The organism is Rhodoferax sp. LS1R11, from assembly GCF_056521395.1.
On record NZ_JBWMAW010000003.1, the window covers coordinates 169,091 to 186,732 of the forward strand.

Here is a 17,642-nt window from a genome sequence, read left to right on the forward strand (position 1 = left end):
TCAATACCCTCCAGCTGCGCTGCGTTTTGTGGAACGGGCCAAAATCGAACCTAGTTTCATGGCGTCGGCGCAACAACGTCACTGAGAGATTCGCAGGCCGTGCACGCTTGCTGTTTTGAACAATTGGAGGTCTTTGATGAGTGAAGATGACCGTGGCTGCGGCAGCGGCCATTGCATCCTGGATGTCCAGGGGCGCTGCTGGTGTGGCCAACAGTGGGATGGTGAAAAGATGTGCGGTCCCGCCCAGGAGGGCACCAGGCCTTTGGTGCCGGGCAAGGAGTTATGCGATGAATAACCTGCCGTTGATTGCTGATTCGGATGTCTCTCGCATCGTGGAGATGGCCTGGGAAGATCGCACCACGTTCGAGGCGATTGAATTGCAATTTGGGTTGAACGAGTCCGCGGTGGTCTCGTTGATGCGGCTTCAGATGAAACCCTCTTCGTTTAGGATGTGGCGCAAACGAATGGCGGGCCGTGTGACCAAGCATGCTGCGTTGCGCGGTGCCGGGGTGCTGCGCCATCGCGCCACCCATACGCGGCAGTAGCCCGCCTGGTGATGCTGTTGCCGCGGCGTGCCCTGGTCTGGTTCAAGCGCGACTTGCGCGTGCACGATCACGCGCCTCTGGTGGCCGCACAAGCCCATCCCGATGCACTTGCCCTGTTCGTGATCGAACCCGAGTGGCTGCAAAGCCCGGAGTGTGACGCCAGCCATGTGGATTTTGCATTGGATTGTCTGGCCGAATTACGCGCTGCCTTGGCGCTGAGGGGGATACCGCTGCTGGTGCGGGTGGGCTCTGCGGTGGCGGTGCTGGCGCAATTGCACGCTGAGTTCGCCTTCACGCATCTGTTCAGTCACGAAGAGACCGGCCCCGGGTGGTCATACACACGCGATGTCCAGGTAGCCGCCTGGTGCAGATCGCACCCAGTCGCGTGGCAAGAGTTCACCCAGACCGGCGTGGTGCGTCGTCTGCGCAGCCGTTCCGGCTGGGCCGGGCGCTGGCAGGCGCGCATGGATGCGCCTTTGCAACTGCTGGTGCATGGGTTTAACGCCGCTGCACCGTTGGCGCAACCCGACCTGCCTACACTCGTCAGCCTGGGCTTGGCGCCGCATGGAAAAGCCTTGCAAGCGGCGGGCGAGAAAGCCGCACGGCGCACCCTGACGAGTTTTTTACAAACGCGCGGTTACGACTACCGCAAGGCCCTGTCGAGCCCGCTCACCGCCGAAGACGGTTGCAGTCGCCTGAGCCCGCACCTGGCTTTTGGCACGTTGTCGATGCGCACCGTGCACCAGGCCACTGAGGTGGCGATTGCCAGCACACCCGACCGGGCCATGGCCTATGCGCTGCGCGGCTTTGCGGGACGGCTGCGCTGGCATTGCCACTTCATGCAAAAGCTCGAAGACGAGCCCAACATTGAACACCGCAACTTTGCACGCGTGTGCGACGGCCTGCGTGAGGATGACTTCAATGAGCACTACTTTGCCGCCTGGTGCGAAGGCCGCACCGGCTACCCCATGGTGGACGCCTGCATGCGCTCGCTCAGAGCCACTGGGTGGCTCAATTTCCGCATGCGGGCCATGCTGGTGAGCTTTGCCAGCTACCACCTCTGGTTGCATTGGCGTGAGCCGGGTCTGTTTTTGGCACGCCAGTTTCTGGACTTTGAGCCCGGTATCCACTGGAGCCAGATGCAGATGCAAAGCGGCACCACGGGCATCAACACATTACGCATGTATTCGCCCACCAAGCAGGCGCAAGACCAGGACCCGGAGGGCCTGTTCATTCGCCGCTGGGTGCCCGAACTGGGGCGTGTGCCGCTGCCGTATCTGGCCGAGCCCTGGACGATGGACATCAGCGTGCAACGCATGGCAGGGTGCGTGATCGGGGTGGACTACCCCGTACCAATCGTCGATGACAAGGTCGCCATGAAGGCGGCCAAAGACCGCATGTACGGTTTGCGCAATTCAGCGGATGCACGGGCGGAAGCTGGTGAGGTGCAAGCTCGTCATGGTTCGCGCAAAATCGGCTTGCCACCCTCCGGATCGCAGCGAACCGCCCCGTCCCGGCGCACTGAGAAAGCACCTGCCGGGCCGTCGCCCCAAGGCGATCTGTTCGCCTGAGGCCCAAGATGAAAAGCACTTTCAAAGGCAATAAACAATTCCTGCCCGACAAACCTTGTGCCGTGTGTGGCCGCACCATGACCTGGCGCAAGGCCTGGGCCAAGAACTGGGCGTCGGTGCTGTACTGCTCCGATGCCTGCCGTGCAAAAAAAAATGAAAAGAAAAAACATGGCTGAAGCCCCTTCAACCCCTACTTTATTGCCGGCCCAGGTGCGTCATCTCGTCATCGTGCTGGGCGACTAGCTGGACGCGCAGTCCTCGGCCTTGCAAGGCTTTGACCCCAAGCAAGACGTGGTGTGGATGGCTGAAGTGGCAGGGGAGTCCACCCACGTCTGGTCGGCCAAGCAGCGCATTGCGGTGTTTTTGAGCGCCATGCGTCACTTTGCCCAGCACCTGCGCACCCAGGGTCTGCCGTTGCGCTATACGCACCTGGAGGACGTCGGCAACCTGGGTGCGCTCGATGTGGAACTCAGCCAGGCCATCGACCAGCTGCAGCCCGCCGCATTGGTCCTGAGCGCGCCTGGCGATTGGCGCGTGCTGCAGAGCCTGAGGGCTGTGGCAGCACGGCACCGGGTGCCGCTGGCGCTGCGCGATGACATGCATTTTTTCAGCACTGTGCGCGAATTTTCTGCACACGCCAAAGGCCGCAAACAACTGCGCCTGGAGTACTGGTACCGCGAACTGCGTCAGAAGCACAACATCCTGATGGACGGTAAAGACCCGGTGGGCGGCCAGTGGAACTTTGATGCCGACAACCGCGAATCCTTTGGCAAGGCCAGCCCGCAGAATGTGCCGCTGCCCACGCGTTTTGCGCCGGATGCCATCACGCAAGAAGTCATCACGCTGGTCGATACCCGCTTTGCCGACCACCCCGGCAAGCTGGCGCATTTTGGCTGGCCGGTGACGCGCCCCCAGGCGTTGCTGGCCATGCAGGCGTTCATGGTGCAACGCCTGCCCCTGTTTGGGTTGTATGAAGATGCCATGTGGTCGGGTGAAGTGTGGCTTTACCACTCGCACCTCAGCTGCGCGCTCAACCTGAAACTGCTTGACCCCCGCGAGGTCGTGCAAGCTGCTGAAAATGCCTACCGGGCGGGCCACGCACCGCTGGCCGCGGTGGAGGGCTTTGTCCGCCAAATCCTGGGCTGGCGTGAATATGTGCGCGGTATTTACTGGACGCAGATGCCTGAGTACCTGGAGCGCAACGCGCTGAATGCACAAGCGGCCCTGCCCGCGTGGTATTGGACGGGGGACACCGACATGGCCTGCCTGAAAGACGCTCTGGCCCAAACCCTGGAGCACGGCTATGCACACCACATCCAGCGTCTGATGGTGACCGGCTTGTATGTTCTGCTGCTGGGCGTGAGGCCGCAAGCGGTGCACACCTGGTACCTCAGCGTGTATGTGGACGCCGTGGAATGGGTGGAGTTGCCCAATACGCTGGGGATGGGCCAGTTTGGCGACGGTGGGCTGATGGCGAGCAAGCCCTATGTGGCCAGCGGCAAATACATCCAGCGCATGAGCAACCATTGCAAAGGCTGCAAGTACGACCCTGCGCAGTCGACCGGCCCGGATGCCTGCCCTTACACCACGCTCTACTGGGACTTTTTGATTCGCCACGAGGCGTTGCTCAAGAAGAACCCACGCATGGCCATGCAGCTCAAAAACCTGGCCCGGCTGGATGCGCCTGCGCGTGACGCCCTCATCACGCAAGCCAACGCACACCGCCTTGCCCAGCGCCAGGCAGGGTGGACGACGATGTAGCCGTCATTCTGGAGACTCGCCTGGTATGCCTGCCTATGTGTAGCCCATTCAGCTTTCCGACACCAGAAAGTGTTGCGCACTCATGATTGCGATCGATGAGGCCAGCAAGGGCGCAAAGTCCATCTGCTCCAACACGTCGCGCTGCAGGTCAATGCCGGGCGCAATTTCGAACAGTTCCACACCCTGCGCGGTCAGGCGAAAGCTCGCCCGCTCGGTGAGAAACAGCACGGTCTGTCCGCGCACCAGGCTTTGCGGCCCGCTGAAGGTGATTTGGTCCACCGCTTTGACCAGCTTTTTCACCGCCCCTTGCGCCAGCACGCGCATCTGCCCATCGCCGGTTTTCAGTTTGACGCCCTTGGCGGCCAGCGTGCCGCAAAACACCACCTTCTTCGCGTTTTGTGCAATGTCGATGAAGCCGCCGGGGCCCACGGTGAGGCCACCCAGGCGCGACACGTTCACGCTGCCTTGCTCGTCAAATTCACCAAAACCGAGGAACGCAATGTCCAGCCCGCCACCGGCGTAGAAGTCGAACTGCGTGGCGGCGTCCAGCATGGCCGAGGCATTGCGGGCGTAGCCAAACAACACGCCGTCCATCAGCGTGCCGCCGTAGGTGCCGTGCTCGATGGTCTGGTAGAGGCGGTGCTGCTCGCCGCGTGCGGCAATCAGCTTGGCCACGGCGTCGGGCACGCCCACGCCGTAGTTGACCACCGGGCGGGCCTTGTCGGTGTTGAACAACTCGATGCTGGCGCGGCGGGCCACGGCCTGGCGCTCGCTGAACGATTCAGCCGCAAAGGCTTTTTCGGCTTCCTGGTCGGCGCTCTCGGATTGATAGCGTGCTTCGCCCGTCAGCTCTCCGCTCAAGGCCGAATCAAAGGGAATGTCGTAGCTGGCTTTCTGGTCGGGGTCGACCACGATGGCATCCACCCAGGCCGCCGGAATGCGCACCTCACGCGCTTTCAATGCGCCGTGCGGCAGGCGCTCTTTCACTTGCACGATGACCTTGCCACCGCTGTTGCGGGCGGCCAGGGCGAGCGACTGCGCATCCAGGTTGGCGGCCTCGTGCTCAAAGCTGATGTTGCCGTCTTCATCCGCGCTGCTGGCACGCACCAGTGCCACATGGATGGGAAAGGGTTTGTAGCGCAGGTACTCGCGCCCGTCCATCTGCACCACCTCGGCCAGCTCGTCCCGGGCGGACGTATTCATGCGGCCGCCACCCTGACGCGGGTCGCACACGGTGCCCAGGCCCACATGGGTGAAAAGGCCGGGGCGACCGGCGCCAATTTCGCGCATGAGCTGGCTGGAGACGCCGCCGGGCAGGATGTAGGCCTCTATTTTTTCGTCCAGCGCCAGTTGCTGCATGGCGGGTGACCACACCCAATGGCCGCCGATGACTTTACGCACCAGGCCTTCATGGGCAAAGCAGTTCATGCCCTTGGTTTTTTTGTCGCCAATGCCCAGCGCGTGGACCAGGGTCAGGTTGCGCGGGGTTTGGGTGGCCAGAAAGCGCGCCTGCACCGCCTCGAACAGGCAGGTGGCTTCCATCAGGCCGCCGCCGCCACCCATCAGGCCCACGGTGTCACCCTCTTGAATGAGGGCTGCGGCTTGTGCCGCGCTCATGAATTTGTGCTTGTTCACCAGGCGCTCCTTAGCGGTTCACGTCAAACAGCGACGCGCCTTTTTTCAGGGCGCTCTTGGCGATCACGCCGCGGTGGATTTCGCTGGTGCCATCAAAAATGCGGTAAATGCGCGCATCGCGGTAGTAGCGCTCAATCGGCAGCTCCTTGCAAAAGCCCATGCCACCAAACACCTGAACCGCGCGGTCCACCACGCGACCCAGGGTCTCGGCAGCGTGGACCTTGACCATGGTGATTTGTTCGCGCGCGTCATGGCCCTGGTCCAGCATCCAGGCGGCGTGGTAGACCATCCAGCGGGCAGCGTTGATCTCGATCACGCTGTCGGCCAGCATTTGCTGCACCATCTGGAAGTCGCCAATTTTGGTGTTGAACTGTTTGCGGTCGTTGGCGTAGTTCAGCATCAGCTCGCACACGTGGCTGGCCTTGCCCACGGCGCGGGCGCCCACTTGCGCCAGGCGCACCACGTTGAGCGCGCCCATGGCCAGCTTGAAGCCCTGGCCCTCGGCGCCCAGCAGCGTGGCGGCTTCCAGCGGCACGTTGTCAAAAAACAGTTCCAGGTGGGGCGTGCCGCGCAGGCCCATCATCTTCTGGTCTTTGCCCACGGTGAAGCCGGGCAAGCCCTTGTCCACCATGAACATGCTGATTTCCTTCTCACCGGTTTTGGCCGACACCAGAAAGAAGTCGCTCCACTCACCGTCGCTGATGAAGTGCTTGCTGCCGTTGAGCACCCAGCCGGTCTCCGTCTTCTTGGCGTGGGTTTTGATGCCCGCGGCGTCCGAGCCCGCGCCGGACTCGGTGATGGTGATGGCGCAGGTGCGCTTGCCTTCAATGGCGGGTTTCAGCCAGCGCGCCACCTGCTCGCCTTTGCAGTGCAGCAGCGGCTCGTACACGTTGCCAAAGGCGCGGCGAATCAGGATGTCGGTGGTGTGGCCAAACTGCTCCTCACACAAAATGCGGTCCATGTTGGACAAGCCGCCACCGCCCAGTTCGGCCGGCATGTTCATGCCATACAGGCCCAGGGCCTTGGCTTTTTCATGAATGGCCTGGGCTTTGGTGTTGTCGAGAAAGCCTTGGTCTTCGATCTCGTCTTCGAGGGGCTTGAGTTCTTCGGCGATGAAGCGACGCACGGTGTCGATCATCATTTTTTGTTCGTCGTTGAGGGAGAAGTCCATGGGGTGTCTCTTTGTTCTGAAATGAATCGTCAGTGTTGGGGTTCAAGAAATTCGCGGCTCATGGCCAGGCAGTGGCGTGCCCACGCCGTCTGGCCCATCTGCGTCATGCGGTCGACGTGCACCACTTCCACGCTCACCGGCAAATCAGCGGGCAGGGCGTCGAACAGGCCTTTGACATCAATGCCGCCTTCACCGGGCAGCAGACGTTCGCAGCGGGCGGTGTGGATCATTTCCTCCACCGTGAACGGCCGGCCTATTTGCGCCACGGTGCTGGCGTCGCAAATCTGCGCGTAGTGCAGCAGCTCGCGCGGCAGGGCGCGGATGTCGTCCAGCGTGGTGTGGGAACGGCCAAAGTGCAGCGCGTCCACCAGAATGCCGGCGTTACTGGGGCGACCGGCGGCGTTGATGATGCGCAGCGCGGAATTCGCGTCCGGCACAGCCGTCCACGGCATGAACTCCAGGTCGGCGGTCATCCCAAAAGGCTGCATGAGTTCGCACAGGCGGGCGTAGCCCTCGGTCAGGCGGGCCTCATCGGTGTCGTCGCCCGCCACCAGCACGGCCTTGGCCTGGAGGGCGGCACCGGCTTCGAGCAAGGGCAGGTAGGTGCGCGCATCAAAGTGCGCGCCAATGCGGATGATTTCCAGATCAAACACGCCCAAGCCGGTGTCTTTTTGCGCGGCCACGGTTTCGCGCAGCACCTCGGGCTGGCCGATCAAAAACTGCTGCGGCGCGCCGGCCGCATTGGGTAGCAGGCGCAAGCCCACACAGGCGTAACCCAGTTCCCCCGCCAGGCGCACGGCTTGCGGTGGCTTGAGTGTGTGGCTGGTGAGGTAGGCCAGGGAATAGAGGCGCGACATGTCGCTTCTCCTTTACTTCAGCGGTGACACCGCGGTGGGCAGGGCGATGGTGGACGTCATGCTGGTGGTGAGGTGGGCCGGGCCGCCCTTGGGGGGCCAGATGCCTTGGGCCACCGCATCGGCGCGCGCCTTGCTGCGCGCATCCAGCGTGGGGTAGCTCCAGATGTTGGTGAAACGCAGCGGGCCGTCCAGTGCCACCATGGCCACCACGCAGGGGGACAGGGCTTCGCGCGGCGGCACGTACTGTTCCCACAAATCAATCGTGGCCTGCACACCACCGGTTTTGATGCCATAGGTGCGGATTTCATACACCGGGCCTTGGACGCCGGACTCGGCGCTGGGGCGCACCGGTTTCATCCACGGGAACCCCCTGTAGCTGTGCTGCTCCAGCGTCTGGAATATCTCGCCGCAGCCAAACGGGCTGGCGCTCTGCTGGGTGCGCTCGCGCTCGGCCTGCAAGGCGGCCAGGTCGGCAAAGCCGCGCAGCACGATCATCTGGTTCAGGGTGCCGATGTCGGTGAACCAGCAGCCCAGCAGTTCACCTTGCGCCTCGGTGCTGGTGCTGTAAGCCTGCACGTGGGCGGCGGCGGTCCCGGCGGTGCCGAAGGGAAGGGTCAAGGTGGCGAGTTCGTAGTACATGGGGTGTCCTTTGTGGGTGATTTATTTGCTATTAAATTGATAGCTTCTTGCGCACGTTGCATCTGGGCTAGAGCCCTGTTTCTTATAAATTTAGAGTGGTTGAAGCCTGTTGCGGCATGGTGTGCCGCCAGGAAGCCGAAGGTCATGGCAGGCCCCAGCGTGATGCCGCCGGACGGGTAGTGGCCGCCCATCAGGCCGTTCATGTCGTTGCCCCCGGCGTACAGGCCGGCGATGGGCTGCCCTTGCGCGTCCAGCACCTGTGCGCTGGTGTTGACCTTGAGCCCTGCAAAGGTGCCCAAGCTGCCGGGCACCACTTTCACGGCGTAGAACGGACCGCGCATGAGGGGCGCCATGCAGGGGTTGGGCAGGCCCAGGGTGTGGGTTTTGGCGGCGTCACCCTGGAGGCGGTTGTAGGGCGTTTCGCCTTTGGCGAAATCGGCATCCTTGCCTTGGCGCGCTTGCTGGTTGTAGCGCAGCACCGCAGCCTGCAGACCTTGGGCCTGGATGCCGCAGGCCTGGGCCAAGTCGGCCAGGGTGCGGCCTTTTTTCAGGTAGCCCGTGTTCAGCATCCCGCGCAAAGGCAGGGGCGCCGGTTTGACCGCACCCAGCCCGTAGTGGCGAATGAACGTGTGGTCGCACACCAGCCACGCCTGCACCGGGTCCCCGGCGGGTGTGACCTGGAGCAGATCGCGCATGAAGTCGTAGTAAGAGTCGGCCTCGTTGGTGAAACGTTCACCCTTCACCGTCACGGCGATCAGGCCCGGCTTGGCGCGTTCAATCAGGTGCGGAAAATGCGCCACGCTGCCGTCTTTGCGAGGCACCAGCGACACCGGGGCCAGCGCGGCGGCCTGCACCAGGTCGTTGGCCACCACGCCACCTGCGGTTTCGCCCAGGCGCAGGCCGTCGCCGGTGTTGCCGCGGGAGGCGGCCGACCAGTGTTCGTGCCCGCTGGGGGCGTGTGGCAAGAGTTCCTTCTTGCGCGCCACATCATGCGGAAAACCACCACAGGCCAGCACGACACCACAGCGTGCGCGGACCTGGATGTCCCCCTGCGCGCTGCCGATGACGGCGCCCACCACGCGACCCTGTTCGGTGAGCAAGCGCCGCGCCGGGCTGCTGGTGCGAATGTTGACGCCGGCTTCGAAAGCCGAGGCGGCCAAACCGGCCACCAGCGCACTGCCGTTCACCAGCCGCATGCCACGCCGGTGCACCAGCAGATCGCGCCAGTGGTGGAGTACCCGCTTCGTCACATACCAGAACGAGGCGGGCTTGCGCATCGCGTTCAGAAAGTGCCGCAGCTCCGCACCCGAGGCAATGCCCATGCCCCACAGCGTGGTCTCGGGCAAAGGGGGTTTGAGGAAGGCGATGTTGGCGCCCAGCCGGCGTCCGTCAAAAGGCGCGGCGCACAGGGAGCGGCCACCCAGAGCGGCGTGCGGCGTGCGGCCATGGAAGTCGGGAATGCTGTTGCCGTCAACGAACTGCAGCGCGGTGTGGGTGCGGAAAAACTCGACCATGCGCGGGCCGTTGTCCAGAAACGCGCGAGCCCGGGCTTCGTCAAACCGGGCACCGAGTTCATGGCGCAGATAGGACAGGGGGCTCTCGATGTCTTCATGGAGACCGGCCTCCACCGCCAGCGGGTTACGCGGCACCCACATCCAGCCACCCGACCACGCGGTGGTGCCGCCGTACTGCGGGTCTTTTTCGACCACCAGCACCTTCAAACCCAGGTGGGCGGCGGTGACCGCCGCTGACAGACCGCCCGCGCCGGAACCGATCACGAGCAGGTCTGTTTGAATCATGGGGCGTAAATAGGCTGTGCCAGTGCCTGGCGACCCACGTCGGGCAGGCGCTTGTTGAAGAAGGGCGAGGCCCCGCTGGCGGCCGCCATCTGCGCGGCCATGGACAGCAGTTCGGGCACCAGGGCACGCATTTTTTCTTCGGTAAACCGCACGGTGGGGCCGGCGATGGTGATCACGCCCAGGGGGGGCTGCCCGTTCAACTGCACCGGGGCGCCCATGGCGTTGAGTCCCGGGGTGTAGGTCTCCACCGTCAGGCTGTAACCGCGCTGGCGGGTTTCTTGCACGCAGGCCAGCATGGCTTGCAGCGTGGCGGGGGCGTTCGGGCCGAACTCGGTGGACTGTCCCAGCCCTTGCTGGGCCACCAGGGCCAGCGCCTGCTCATCATGCATGGTGGACATCCACGCCAGACCGGCGGCAGAGCAGCTCAGCTGGGCATCGCTGCCCATGTCGGGGTCGTAGCGCAAGCCCTGGCGCGCGCCCTGGGCACGCGCGACCCAGGTCAGGCGGGTGCCGTCAATCACGGACAGGCGCACCAGTTCGCCGGAAATCTCGGCCAGCCGGTCGAGCAGCGGCTGGGCAATGTCCACAATGCCGGTGTTGCTCAGGTAACTCAGGCCCATCGACACCAGTTTGGTGGTGAGCACGTAGTCGCCATGGTCACGCGTCTGACGCACATAGCCGCAGCGCACCAAGTCGGTCAGCAGGCGGTGGGCGCCACTGCGCGGGATGTTGAGCTGGTCGGCAATTGCCGCCAGTTCCATGCCGTGGCCGTGCTGGGCCAGTAGCTCCAGAATGCCCAGGGTTCGGTCAAGTACGCCATTCATGCAGGATTACTCCGTTCAAAGAAGGCTCAAAGCGTACAGGACACGGCTTGACCGCTGGCCGCGGCTTCGCTCACAGCCAGCGTGGCCTGCAAGGTGCGCAAACCGTCGAGCGCGCTGCACAGCGGTGCCTCGGTGCCGTCAATCACGGCCTTGAAGTGTTGCAACTGGCGGGTGTAGGGGTCGGCTTGGTGCACCATGGTTTGCTCCCGCGTCATCTCGGCATGCCAGCTGCGTTCGCCCCGGTAGTTCCACAGTGCCAGATCGGGCAGGGAGAGCGAGCCGTGCGTGCCGCTGATGAAGTGCGACTGCACGTTCTGGCGTGGGTACTGGTCTTGTTCCCCGGCGCAAAAGTCCCAGTTCCAGGGCGAGGTGGCAGTGTCGGACAGCACCACGGTGCCCAGGGCGCCGTTCTCGAAACGCAGCACGGCGGCGGCGGTGTCTTCGACCTCGAAGCCGCGCACCTTGTTGCTGGTGAGCGCCTGCACCGAGGTGATTTCGCCGCATAGAAAACGCAGCATGTCGATCTCGTGGATCAGGTTGATCAGGATCGGGCCACCGCCCTTTTGCCGTCGCCAGGCAGCTTCAAAGTAGGGTTCGGGTTTCAGGAAGGTGGCCATCACATTGGCGGTGACCAACTGGCCCAGGTGGCCGGCCTGCAGGATGTCACGGGCGCGGCGGTTGATGGGGTTGTAGCGGCGGTGGTGGCCCACCAGCACCGGCACACCGGTTTTGGCCTGGGCATCGACCAGCAACTGCGCTTCTGCCACGGTGTCGGCCACCGGTTTTTCCACCAAAGCGGCCACGCCGCGTTCCAGGCAGTCCAGCGCCACGGGGATGTGTGTGAAATTGGGTGTGGCCACCACAGCGCCCTGCGGTTTCACGCGGTCGAGCATGTTGACGTGGTCGGCAAACCAGCGCACGCCCAGCGACTCCGCCAGGGCGCGGCCCGCTTCGGTGGGGTCGGCAATGGCGGCCAACGCCAGGTTGTCGCTGCGCTGAATGCGGTCAATGTGCGTGCGGCCAATGGCGCCGGCACCAATCAGGGCAATGTGGGTCTTGGACATGGATGCCTCGGTTTTTTTGTGGGTGACTGGATAGTACACAAAAACAGAATTTAATTCAATAGTTGAATAGTATTCCAGTTTTATGTATTATTCGGCCAGCTTAGAAATAACCCAACGGAGCGCAGCCATGTCAGAACTCTTAAGCGGTGCCACACGCGTTCATTTCATCGTGGGCGACCCCATTGCCCAGGTCAAATCCCCGGCGGGGGTGACCCAGGCTTTTTTTGAGCGCGGTCATAGCGCCTATGTCATGCCGGCCCATGTGGCGCCTGCCCAACTGGCGGCGTGGCTGGGGGGTGTGTCACTGACGCAAAACGTGGACGGCATCATCGTCACCGTGCCGCACAAGTTCGCCTGCTTTGACCTGTGCTTCACCACCTCGGAGCGTGCCGCCTTTTTGCACACCGTGAACGTGATGCGCCGCAACCCCGACGGCAGCTGGCACGGCGACATGTTTGACGGCCTGGGTTTTGTGGCGGCCCTGCAGGACAACGGTTGCCAGCCCGCAGGCAAAAAGGCCTTGCTGGTGGGGGCGGGCGGTGCCGGCTCGGCCATTGCCCATGCGCTGGTCATGGCGGGTGTGAGCGGCCTGGCGATTCATGACGAAGACGTCCAGCGCCGCACGGCCCTGGTGGACCGGCTGGCCAGCCTGGGTCAGTGCCCGGTGACGCAGGGCTCGGCCGACCCCAGCGGGTTCGACGTGGTGGTCAACGCCACCCCGGTGGGCATGAAAGCGTCTGACCCGTATCCGCTGGACGTAAGCCAGATCACCGGCACCATGTTTGTGGGTTGCGTCATCACCGCGCCAGCCGTTACGCCGCTGATTGCGGCCGCACGTGCCCAGGGCTGCGGCCACCTCACCGGTGCCCACATGTTTGGCCGTGTGCGCGACCTGATGGTTGATTTTTTGCTGGGCGCCTGACATGCAGGTGCTCACCCATCTCACAGCCCTTCCCGAAGCCGACACCTACGACGTGGTGGTGATCGGCGCCGGTGGCGCCGGCCTGTCAGCGGCCTTGTTCGCCGCGATTGACGGCGCCAGGGTGCTGCTGGTGGAGCACACGGCGTGGGTCGGCGGCACCACCGCCTGGTCCGCCGGGACCACCTGGGTGCCGGGCACGCACCATGCGGCGGCAGTCAACCCCACGGACACGCTGGCGGAGGCCGCGCGCTACCTCACCAACGCCGTGGGCGAACGCACCCCGGCGTCCTTGCGCCAGGCCTTTCTGGACAACGGACCGGCCGCCGTCCAGCACATCGAGGCGAACTCGCAGGTTCACTACCGGCCCTGCGCCAGGCACCCCGACTACATCTCGGACCTGGGCGGCTCGACACTTGCGGGCCGGGCGCTGGAGCCTCTGCCGTTTGACGGCCGCTTGCTGGGCGACCTGTTCAAGCTGGTGCGCCCGCCCATCCCCGAGTTCACCGTGCTGGGCGGCATGATGGTGGACCGCACGGACATCAACCACCTGCTGGGCATGACCCAGTCGTTGGCGTCGCTCAAGCACGCGGTGAAAATTGTTCTGCGGCACGCGGTTGACCGGCTCGGCCACCCGCGTGGCACACGGCTGGTGATGGGCAATGCGCTGGTCGGGCGCTTGCTGTATTCCTTGTCCCAACACGCCCGCGTGTCGCTGGCCCTGAGCACCTCGGTCCAGGACATCCAGCGCGGCGAGCACGGTGTTGAAGCCGTCACCTTGTCGAACCATGGCGAGCGCCGCACGGTGCGGGTCACCGGTGGCGTGATTATGGCCAGCGGCGGCTTCAACCGCCATCCGGCCTTGCGCCAAGCCATGCTGGCAGGCGTGGACGCCGCCTGGTGCCCGGCGGCGCCGGGGCACACCGGCGCCGCTCACGATCTGGCGCGGGGCCTGGGGGCGCACTACGGCACGGGCGGCGACACCGATGCCTTCTGGGCGCCGGTGTCCTTGCGCAAGCGCCCCGATGGCAGCCAGGCCGTGTTCCCGCACTTTGTGATGGACCGCGCCAAGCCCGGCATGCTGACCGTCAACCAGGCCGGTGAGCGCTTCGTGAACGAGAGCACCTCCTACCACCTGTTTGCCCTTGCCATGCAGCGGGCCAACCCGACCCGTCCGGCCGTGCCCGCCTACCTGATTTGCGATGCCCGGGCCTTGCGCAAATACGGCATGGGCATGGTGCGCCCCGGCGGCAAGGGGCTGGCGCCCTTTCTGGCCGACGGCTACCTGACCGAGGCGAACACATTGGCCGAGCTGGCGCACCAGTTGGGCATGGACGCCCAAGGCTTGCAGGCCAGCGTCCAGCAGATCAACGCCTATGCCGCGACCGGGGTGGACCCAGACTTCCAGCGTGGCGTCACGGCTTACCAGCAAAACATCGGCGACCCCGCGTGGACCGGCAAGAACCCGAACCTCGGCGCCCTGATGCAAGCGCCCTTTTACGCGGTGCGCCTGTACCCCGGCGACATCGGTGCCTCCACCGGTCTGGCCACCGATGCCGACGCGCGTGTTTTGGGCGAGCACGAACAGGCCATCGGCGGTCTGTACGCCGTGGGCAACGACATGCACTCGATCATGGGCGGGGTGTACACCGGCCCCGGCATCACCATTGGGCCGGGCCTGGTGTTTGGCTACCTGGCGGCGCGGCACGCGGTGGCGCGCGCCAAGGTCAGGAAGGGGTGTTGACCTAGGGAAAACACTGAGTTGGCCGCGCAGGAAATGTCCTGTTTTCGGCCCGAATCGTCGCTGGATTCTGGTGCTTCACAAATCAGAATTCAGCAACCCTTTGATGCCGGGGTCAACGGGGCATGTGCTTTTAAATAGATTGAGGAGACACACTCATGCAAAAACGAATTGCTATCAAAATAGCAGCTGCTTGCGCACTGTTTACGCTGGCTACAGCCAGTTTTTCTGAAAACGTCATCAAGATCGCCAACATCGTGGAACTGTCGGGTGGCGGTGCCAGCCCCGGCACGTATTTCCGCGACGGCATCGAGCTGGCCGTGAAGGAAATCAACGCGGCAGGCGGCATTCTCGGCAAAAAAATTGTGACCACCACAGCCGACACCCAGACCAACCCCAGCGTGGCCAAAGGCTTGACCCAAAAGGCGGTGGACGATGACGTGTTCGCCATCTTTGGCCCCGTCTATTCCGGCTCCATCATGGTCAGCATGAACGAGAGCCGCCGGGCCGAGATCCCCAACTGGACCGGCGGCGAAGCCGCAGCCATCACGCAGCAAGGCAACCCCTACGTATTTCGCACTGCGTTTGGCCAATCGTTCTCGTTCCCCAAGGTGGCGCGCTACATCAACACCAAGGCCAAGACTCTGGCGGTGATCTACCAGAACAACGATTTCGGCAAGGGCGGGCGTGACGCCATCTTCAAAAATCTGGAAGGCTCGTCCACCAAGATCGTGGCGGACATTGCCACCGATCCACAGCAAGTGGACTTCTCGGCGGCCGTGATCAAGGCCAAGCAGAGCAATGCCGACGCGCTGTTTGTGTACGTGACCGAAGAGGAGTCGGCCCGCATCCTGCGCGAGCTGCGCAAGCAAGGCTGGACCAAACCCGTCATTGGCGAGACGACGTTGACGGGCCAAAAAGTGATTGAACTGGCCGGTGAGGCCGCCAACGGCGCCATGGGCCATGTGGGGCTGACGGTGGACGCGCCGATTCCTGAAATGCTGGCGTTCAAGGGCAAGTTCTACCAGGCCTACAAATACCTCCCGGACCACAACGGCATCAAGGGCTACATGGGCGTGTACACCCTGAAGGCCGCGATCGACAAGGCCGGCAAGCTGGACCGCAAGGCCGTGGCGCAGGCTATGAAGGGGCTGCACATCAGCGCCAAAAAGTACCCCGGCATCATCATGGACGTGACCTTTGACGACAAGGGCGACCTGGACCGCGAGAGCTTTCTGGTCGAAGTCCGCAACGGCCGCCAGGTGGTGGTCGCCACCTTGCCCCCGCTGAACAAAAAGTAAGACGACACCGCAGGCGCCACCGCGCTCTTGGGTGAAAAAAATCCAGCGCTACCGGCGCTGGTGCGCGGAGCCCTGCCTGCCTTCAACCTTTTTGAGAAAACAACCATGACAAAACAGAGTGAGATGGTCGTCATCGTGACGGGTGCTGCCGATGGCATCGGCTGGGCCACCGCGCAACAGCTGGCCGCAGACGGTTGCTGCGTCGCGTTGCTGGATGTGCGCGCCGACGCGGCCCAGGCCCGCGCCACCGAGTTGGGCGCCCAGCACCTAGGCCTGGCCTGCGACGTGACCTCCGAGGTCAGTGTGGCGGCGGTGGTTGCGTCGGTGGTGGCCCGATTTGGACGCGTCGATGGGTTGGTCAACAACGCCGGTATCGGCGACCAGACCGGCCCCTCCGTGTCCCAAAACGTCGAGGCCTTTGACCGCGTGCTGGCCGTGCATTTGCGCGGTACCTTTTTGATGAGCCAGGCCGTGGCGCGGGTGATGCTGCAGGCCGGGCCTGCGCAGGGCATGGCGTGTGGCGCCATCGTCAACCTGGGCTCTATTGCCAGCACCATTGGCCTGCCCACACGCAATGCCTACAGCGCGGCAAAAGCCGGCGTGCTGGGTATGACGCGTGCCATGGCCTGCGAGTGGGCGCGCGCTGGCATTCGTGTCAACGCCGTGGCACCGGGTTATGTGCGCACGGCCATGGTGGCCGAACTGGCGCGCCAGGGTGCGCTGGATGTCAAGGGCATCGCGCACCGCACGCCTTTGGGACGCATGGCCGAGCCCGCCGAGATTGCGCAGGCGATTGCATTTCTGGTGTCGCCCAAGGCCAGCTACATCACCGGTGCGGTATTGCCGGTGGATGGGGGCTGGACCGCTTTTGGGGCACCGGAATCGGCCTTGCCGGAACTCGATGCACAGGCGGTGGCATGAACGGCTTATTTAATTTTCAGGAGACAAAAAAATGTTGACGATCAACCTGTTCAACGGTCTGGTGTATGGAGCGTTGCTGATCGTGATGTGCTCGGGCCTGGCCCTGATCTACGGCCTGCGCCGCGTGGTCAACTTCGCCCATGGCTCGCTCTACATGCTGGGCGCCTACCTCGGCTACTCAGTGGCCAGCCACAGCAACTTCTGGGTCGCGCTCATTGTTGCTCCGGCCATCATGGCCGTGCTGGGCGTCTTGCTGGACCGCTACGGCTTTCGCCTGCTGCAAGACCGCGACCCCTTGAGCGTGGTGCTGGTCACCTTCGGTCTCCTGCTGGTGATTGAAGACTTCGTGCAATCCTTCTGGGGCAAGAGCAACCTCTCCATGCCGGTGCCCGCCGCGCTCAATGTGGCGGTCGACCTGTTCGGCACCCCGGTGCCGGCCTACCGCATTGCCGTGATTGGCGTCGGGGCCCTGGTAGCGCTGGGTCTGAGCCTGTGGCTGCGCTTCTCCAAAGTCGGCCTCTTTGTGCGCGCCGCCAGTACCGACCCCACCACCACCGCCATGCAAGGCGTCAACACCGATGCCCTGAGCGCCGGAGTAGTGGGCCTGGGCACGGCGCTGGCCGGTCTGGCCGGCGTCGTGGCCGCGCCCTTTCTGTCCCTGTCCCCTTCCATGAGCAGCGACGTGATCATCGACTCCTTTGTGGTGGTGGTGGTCGGCGGCCTGGGCTCCCTGGCAGGTGCCTTCATCGCCGCGATGGCGCTGGGAATGATCCAGGCGCTCGGTGCGGTCTACCTGCCCGACCTCTCCGCCGTGCTGCCCTTCGTGATCATGGTCGCCATCCTGATCTGGAAACCCGCTGGCTTTGCCGGCAGCCGTACTTGAAGAGAGAGACT

At 63.9% G+C, this 17,642-nt stretch carries 17 protein-coding genes; 10 read left to right on the forward strand and 7 right to left on the reverse strand.

The window, feature by feature from the left end; genetic code table 11:
* The first annotated feature begins 136 nt into the window (after window positions 1–136).
* From AC097N_RS05495 to AC097N_RS05515, 5 genes are all read left to right on the forward strand, one after another.
* On the forward strand, window positions 137–295 hold the full coding sequence (locus tag AC097N_RS05495; RefSeq protein WP_479579739.1) for a hypothetical protein: 159 nt from the start codon (window positions 137–139) through the stop codon (window positions 293–295).
* On the forward strand, window positions 288–545 hold the full coding sequence (locus AC097N_RS05500; RefSeq protein ID WP_479579740.1) for a TIGR03643 family protein: 258 nt from the start codon (window positions 288–290) through the stop codon (window positions 543–545). Before AC097N_RS05495 ends, AC097N_RS05500 begins: the two co-directional genes overlap by 8 nt.
* Window positions 546–556: 11 nt before the next feature.
* Window positions 557–2,116 carry a cryptochrome/deoxyribodipyrimidine photo-lyase family protein gene (locus tag AC097N_RS05505; protein ID WP_479579741.1) on the forward strand — a complete coding sequence of 520 codons (1,560 nt, stop codon included), beginning with the start codon at window positions 557–559 and terminating at the stop codon, window positions 2,114–2,116.
* Window positions 2,117–2,124: 8 nt separating this feature from the next.
* The gene (locus AC097N_RS05510; protein WP_479579742.1) at window positions 2,125–2,292 is read left to right on the forward strand and encodes a DUF2256 domain-containing protein; all 168 of its coding nucleotides are present in this window, start codon (window positions 2,125–2,127) and stop codon (window positions 2,290–2,292) included.
* A 67-nt stretch (window positions 2,293–2,359) separates the two neighbouring features.
* On the forward strand, window positions 2,360–3,877 hold the full coding sequence (locus tag AC097N_RS05515) for a cryptochrome/photolyase family protein (protein ID WP_479580095.1): 1,518 nt from the start codon (window positions 2,360–2,362) through the stop codon (window positions 3,875–3,877).
* 48 nt (window positions 3,878–3,925) lie between these two features.
* Here the strand turns inward: AC097N_RS05515 and AC097N_RS05520 are convergent, their stop codons facing one another.
* The 7 genes from AC097N_RS05520 to AC097N_RS05550 are packed head-to-tail and all read right to left on the reverse strand — an operon-like array spanning window position 3,926 to window position 11,866.
* Window positions 3,926–5,494 (reverse strand): acyl CoA:acetate/3-ketoacid CoA transferase, encoded by a 1,569-nt coding sequence (locus AC097N_RS05520; protein ID WP_479580096.1) that lies wholly within the window; start codon window positions 5,492–5,494, stop codon window positions 3,926–3,928.
* A gap of 28 nt (window positions 5,495–5,522) precedes the next feature.
* A complete protein-coding gene (locus AC097N_RS05525; protein WP_479579743.1) occupies window positions 5,523–6,683 on the reverse strand; it encodes an acyl-CoA dehydrogenase family protein in 1,161 nt (386 codons plus the stop codon).
* Between the two features lie 29 nt (window positions 6,684–6,712).
* Window positions 6,713–7,540, reverse strand: coding sequence for a sugar phosphate isomerase/epimerase family protein (locus AC097N_RS05530; RefSeq protein ID WP_479579744.1), 828 nt, complete (start codon window positions 7,538–7,540; stop codon window positions 6,713–6,715).
* Window positions 7,541–7,552: 12 nt separating this feature from the next.
* A complete protein-coding gene (locus tag AC097N_RS05535; RefSeq protein WP_479579745.1) occupies window positions 7,553–8,179 on the reverse strand; it encodes an NIPSNAP family protein in 627 nt (208 codons plus the stop codon).
* Window positions 8,155–9,978: an FAD-dependent oxidoreductase gene (locus AC097N_RS05540; RefSeq protein ID WP_479579746.1), complete on the reverse strand. Its 1,824-nt coding sequence runs from the start codon at window positions 9,976–9,978 to the stop codon at window positions 8,155–8,157. Before AC097N_RS05540 ends, AC097N_RS05535 begins: the two co-directional genes overlap by 25 nt.
* Window positions 9,975–10,802 carry an IclR family transcriptional regulator gene (locus tag AC097N_RS05545; RefSeq protein ID WP_479579747.1) on the reverse strand — a complete coding sequence of 276 codons (828 nt, stop codon included), beginning with the start codon at window positions 10,800–10,802 and terminating at the stop codon, window positions 9,975–9,977. The genes AC097N_RS05540 and AC097N_RS05545 overlap by 4 nt, the downstream gene beginning before the upstream one ends.
* 26 nt (window positions 10,803–10,828) lie before the next feature.
* Window positions 10,829–11,866 (reverse strand): Gfo/Idh/MocA family protein, encoded by a 1,038-nt coding sequence (locus tag AC097N_RS05550; RefSeq protein WP_479579748.1) that lies wholly within the window; start codon window positions 11,864–11,866, stop codon window positions 10,829–10,831.
* 127 nt (window positions 11,867–11,993) lie between these two features.
* Here AC097N_RS05550 and AC097N_RS05555 point away from each other — a divergent pair, with 127 nt between their 5' ends.
* The 5 genes from AC097N_RS05555 to AC097N_RS05575 all read left to right on the forward strand — a co-directional run bounded on the left by AC097N_RS05555 (window position 11,994) and on the right by AC097N_RS05575 (window position 17,631).
* Window positions 11,994–12,788, forward strand: a complete 795-nt coding sequence (locus AC097N_RS05555) for a shikimate dehydrogenase family protein (protein ID WP_479579749.1) — start codon at window positions 11,994–11,996, stop codon at window positions 12,786–12,788.
* Between the two features lies 1 nt (window position 12,789).
* The gene (locus AC097N_RS05560; protein WP_479579750.1) at window positions 12,790–14,529 is read left to right on the forward strand and encodes an FAD-dependent oxidoreductase; all 1,740 of its coding nucleotides are present in this window, start codon (window positions 12,790–12,792) and stop codon (window positions 14,527–14,529) included.
* 155 nt (window positions 14,530–14,684) lie between these two features.
* Window positions 14,685–15,827 carry an ABC transporter substrate-binding protein gene (locus AC097N_RS05565; RefSeq protein ID WP_479579751.1) on the forward strand — a complete coding sequence of 381 codons (1,143 nt, stop codon included), beginning with the start codon at window positions 14,685–14,687 and terminating at the stop codon, window positions 15,825–15,827.
* 105 nt (window positions 15,828–15,932) lie between these two features.
* Window positions 15,933–16,748 carry an SDR family NAD(P)-dependent oxidoreductase gene (locus AC097N_RS05570; protein WP_479579752.1) on the forward strand — a complete coding sequence of 272 codons (816 nt, stop codon included), beginning with the start codon at window positions 15,933–15,935 and terminating at the stop codon, window positions 16,746–16,748.
* A gap of 31 nt (window positions 16,749–16,779) precedes the next feature.
* A complete protein-coding gene (locus AC097N_RS05575; RefSeq protein ID WP_479579753.1) occupies window positions 16,780–17,631 on the forward strand; it encodes a branched-chain amino acid ABC transporter permease in 852 nt (283 codons plus the stop codon).
* Window positions 17,632–17,642: the final 11 nt, after the last annotated feature.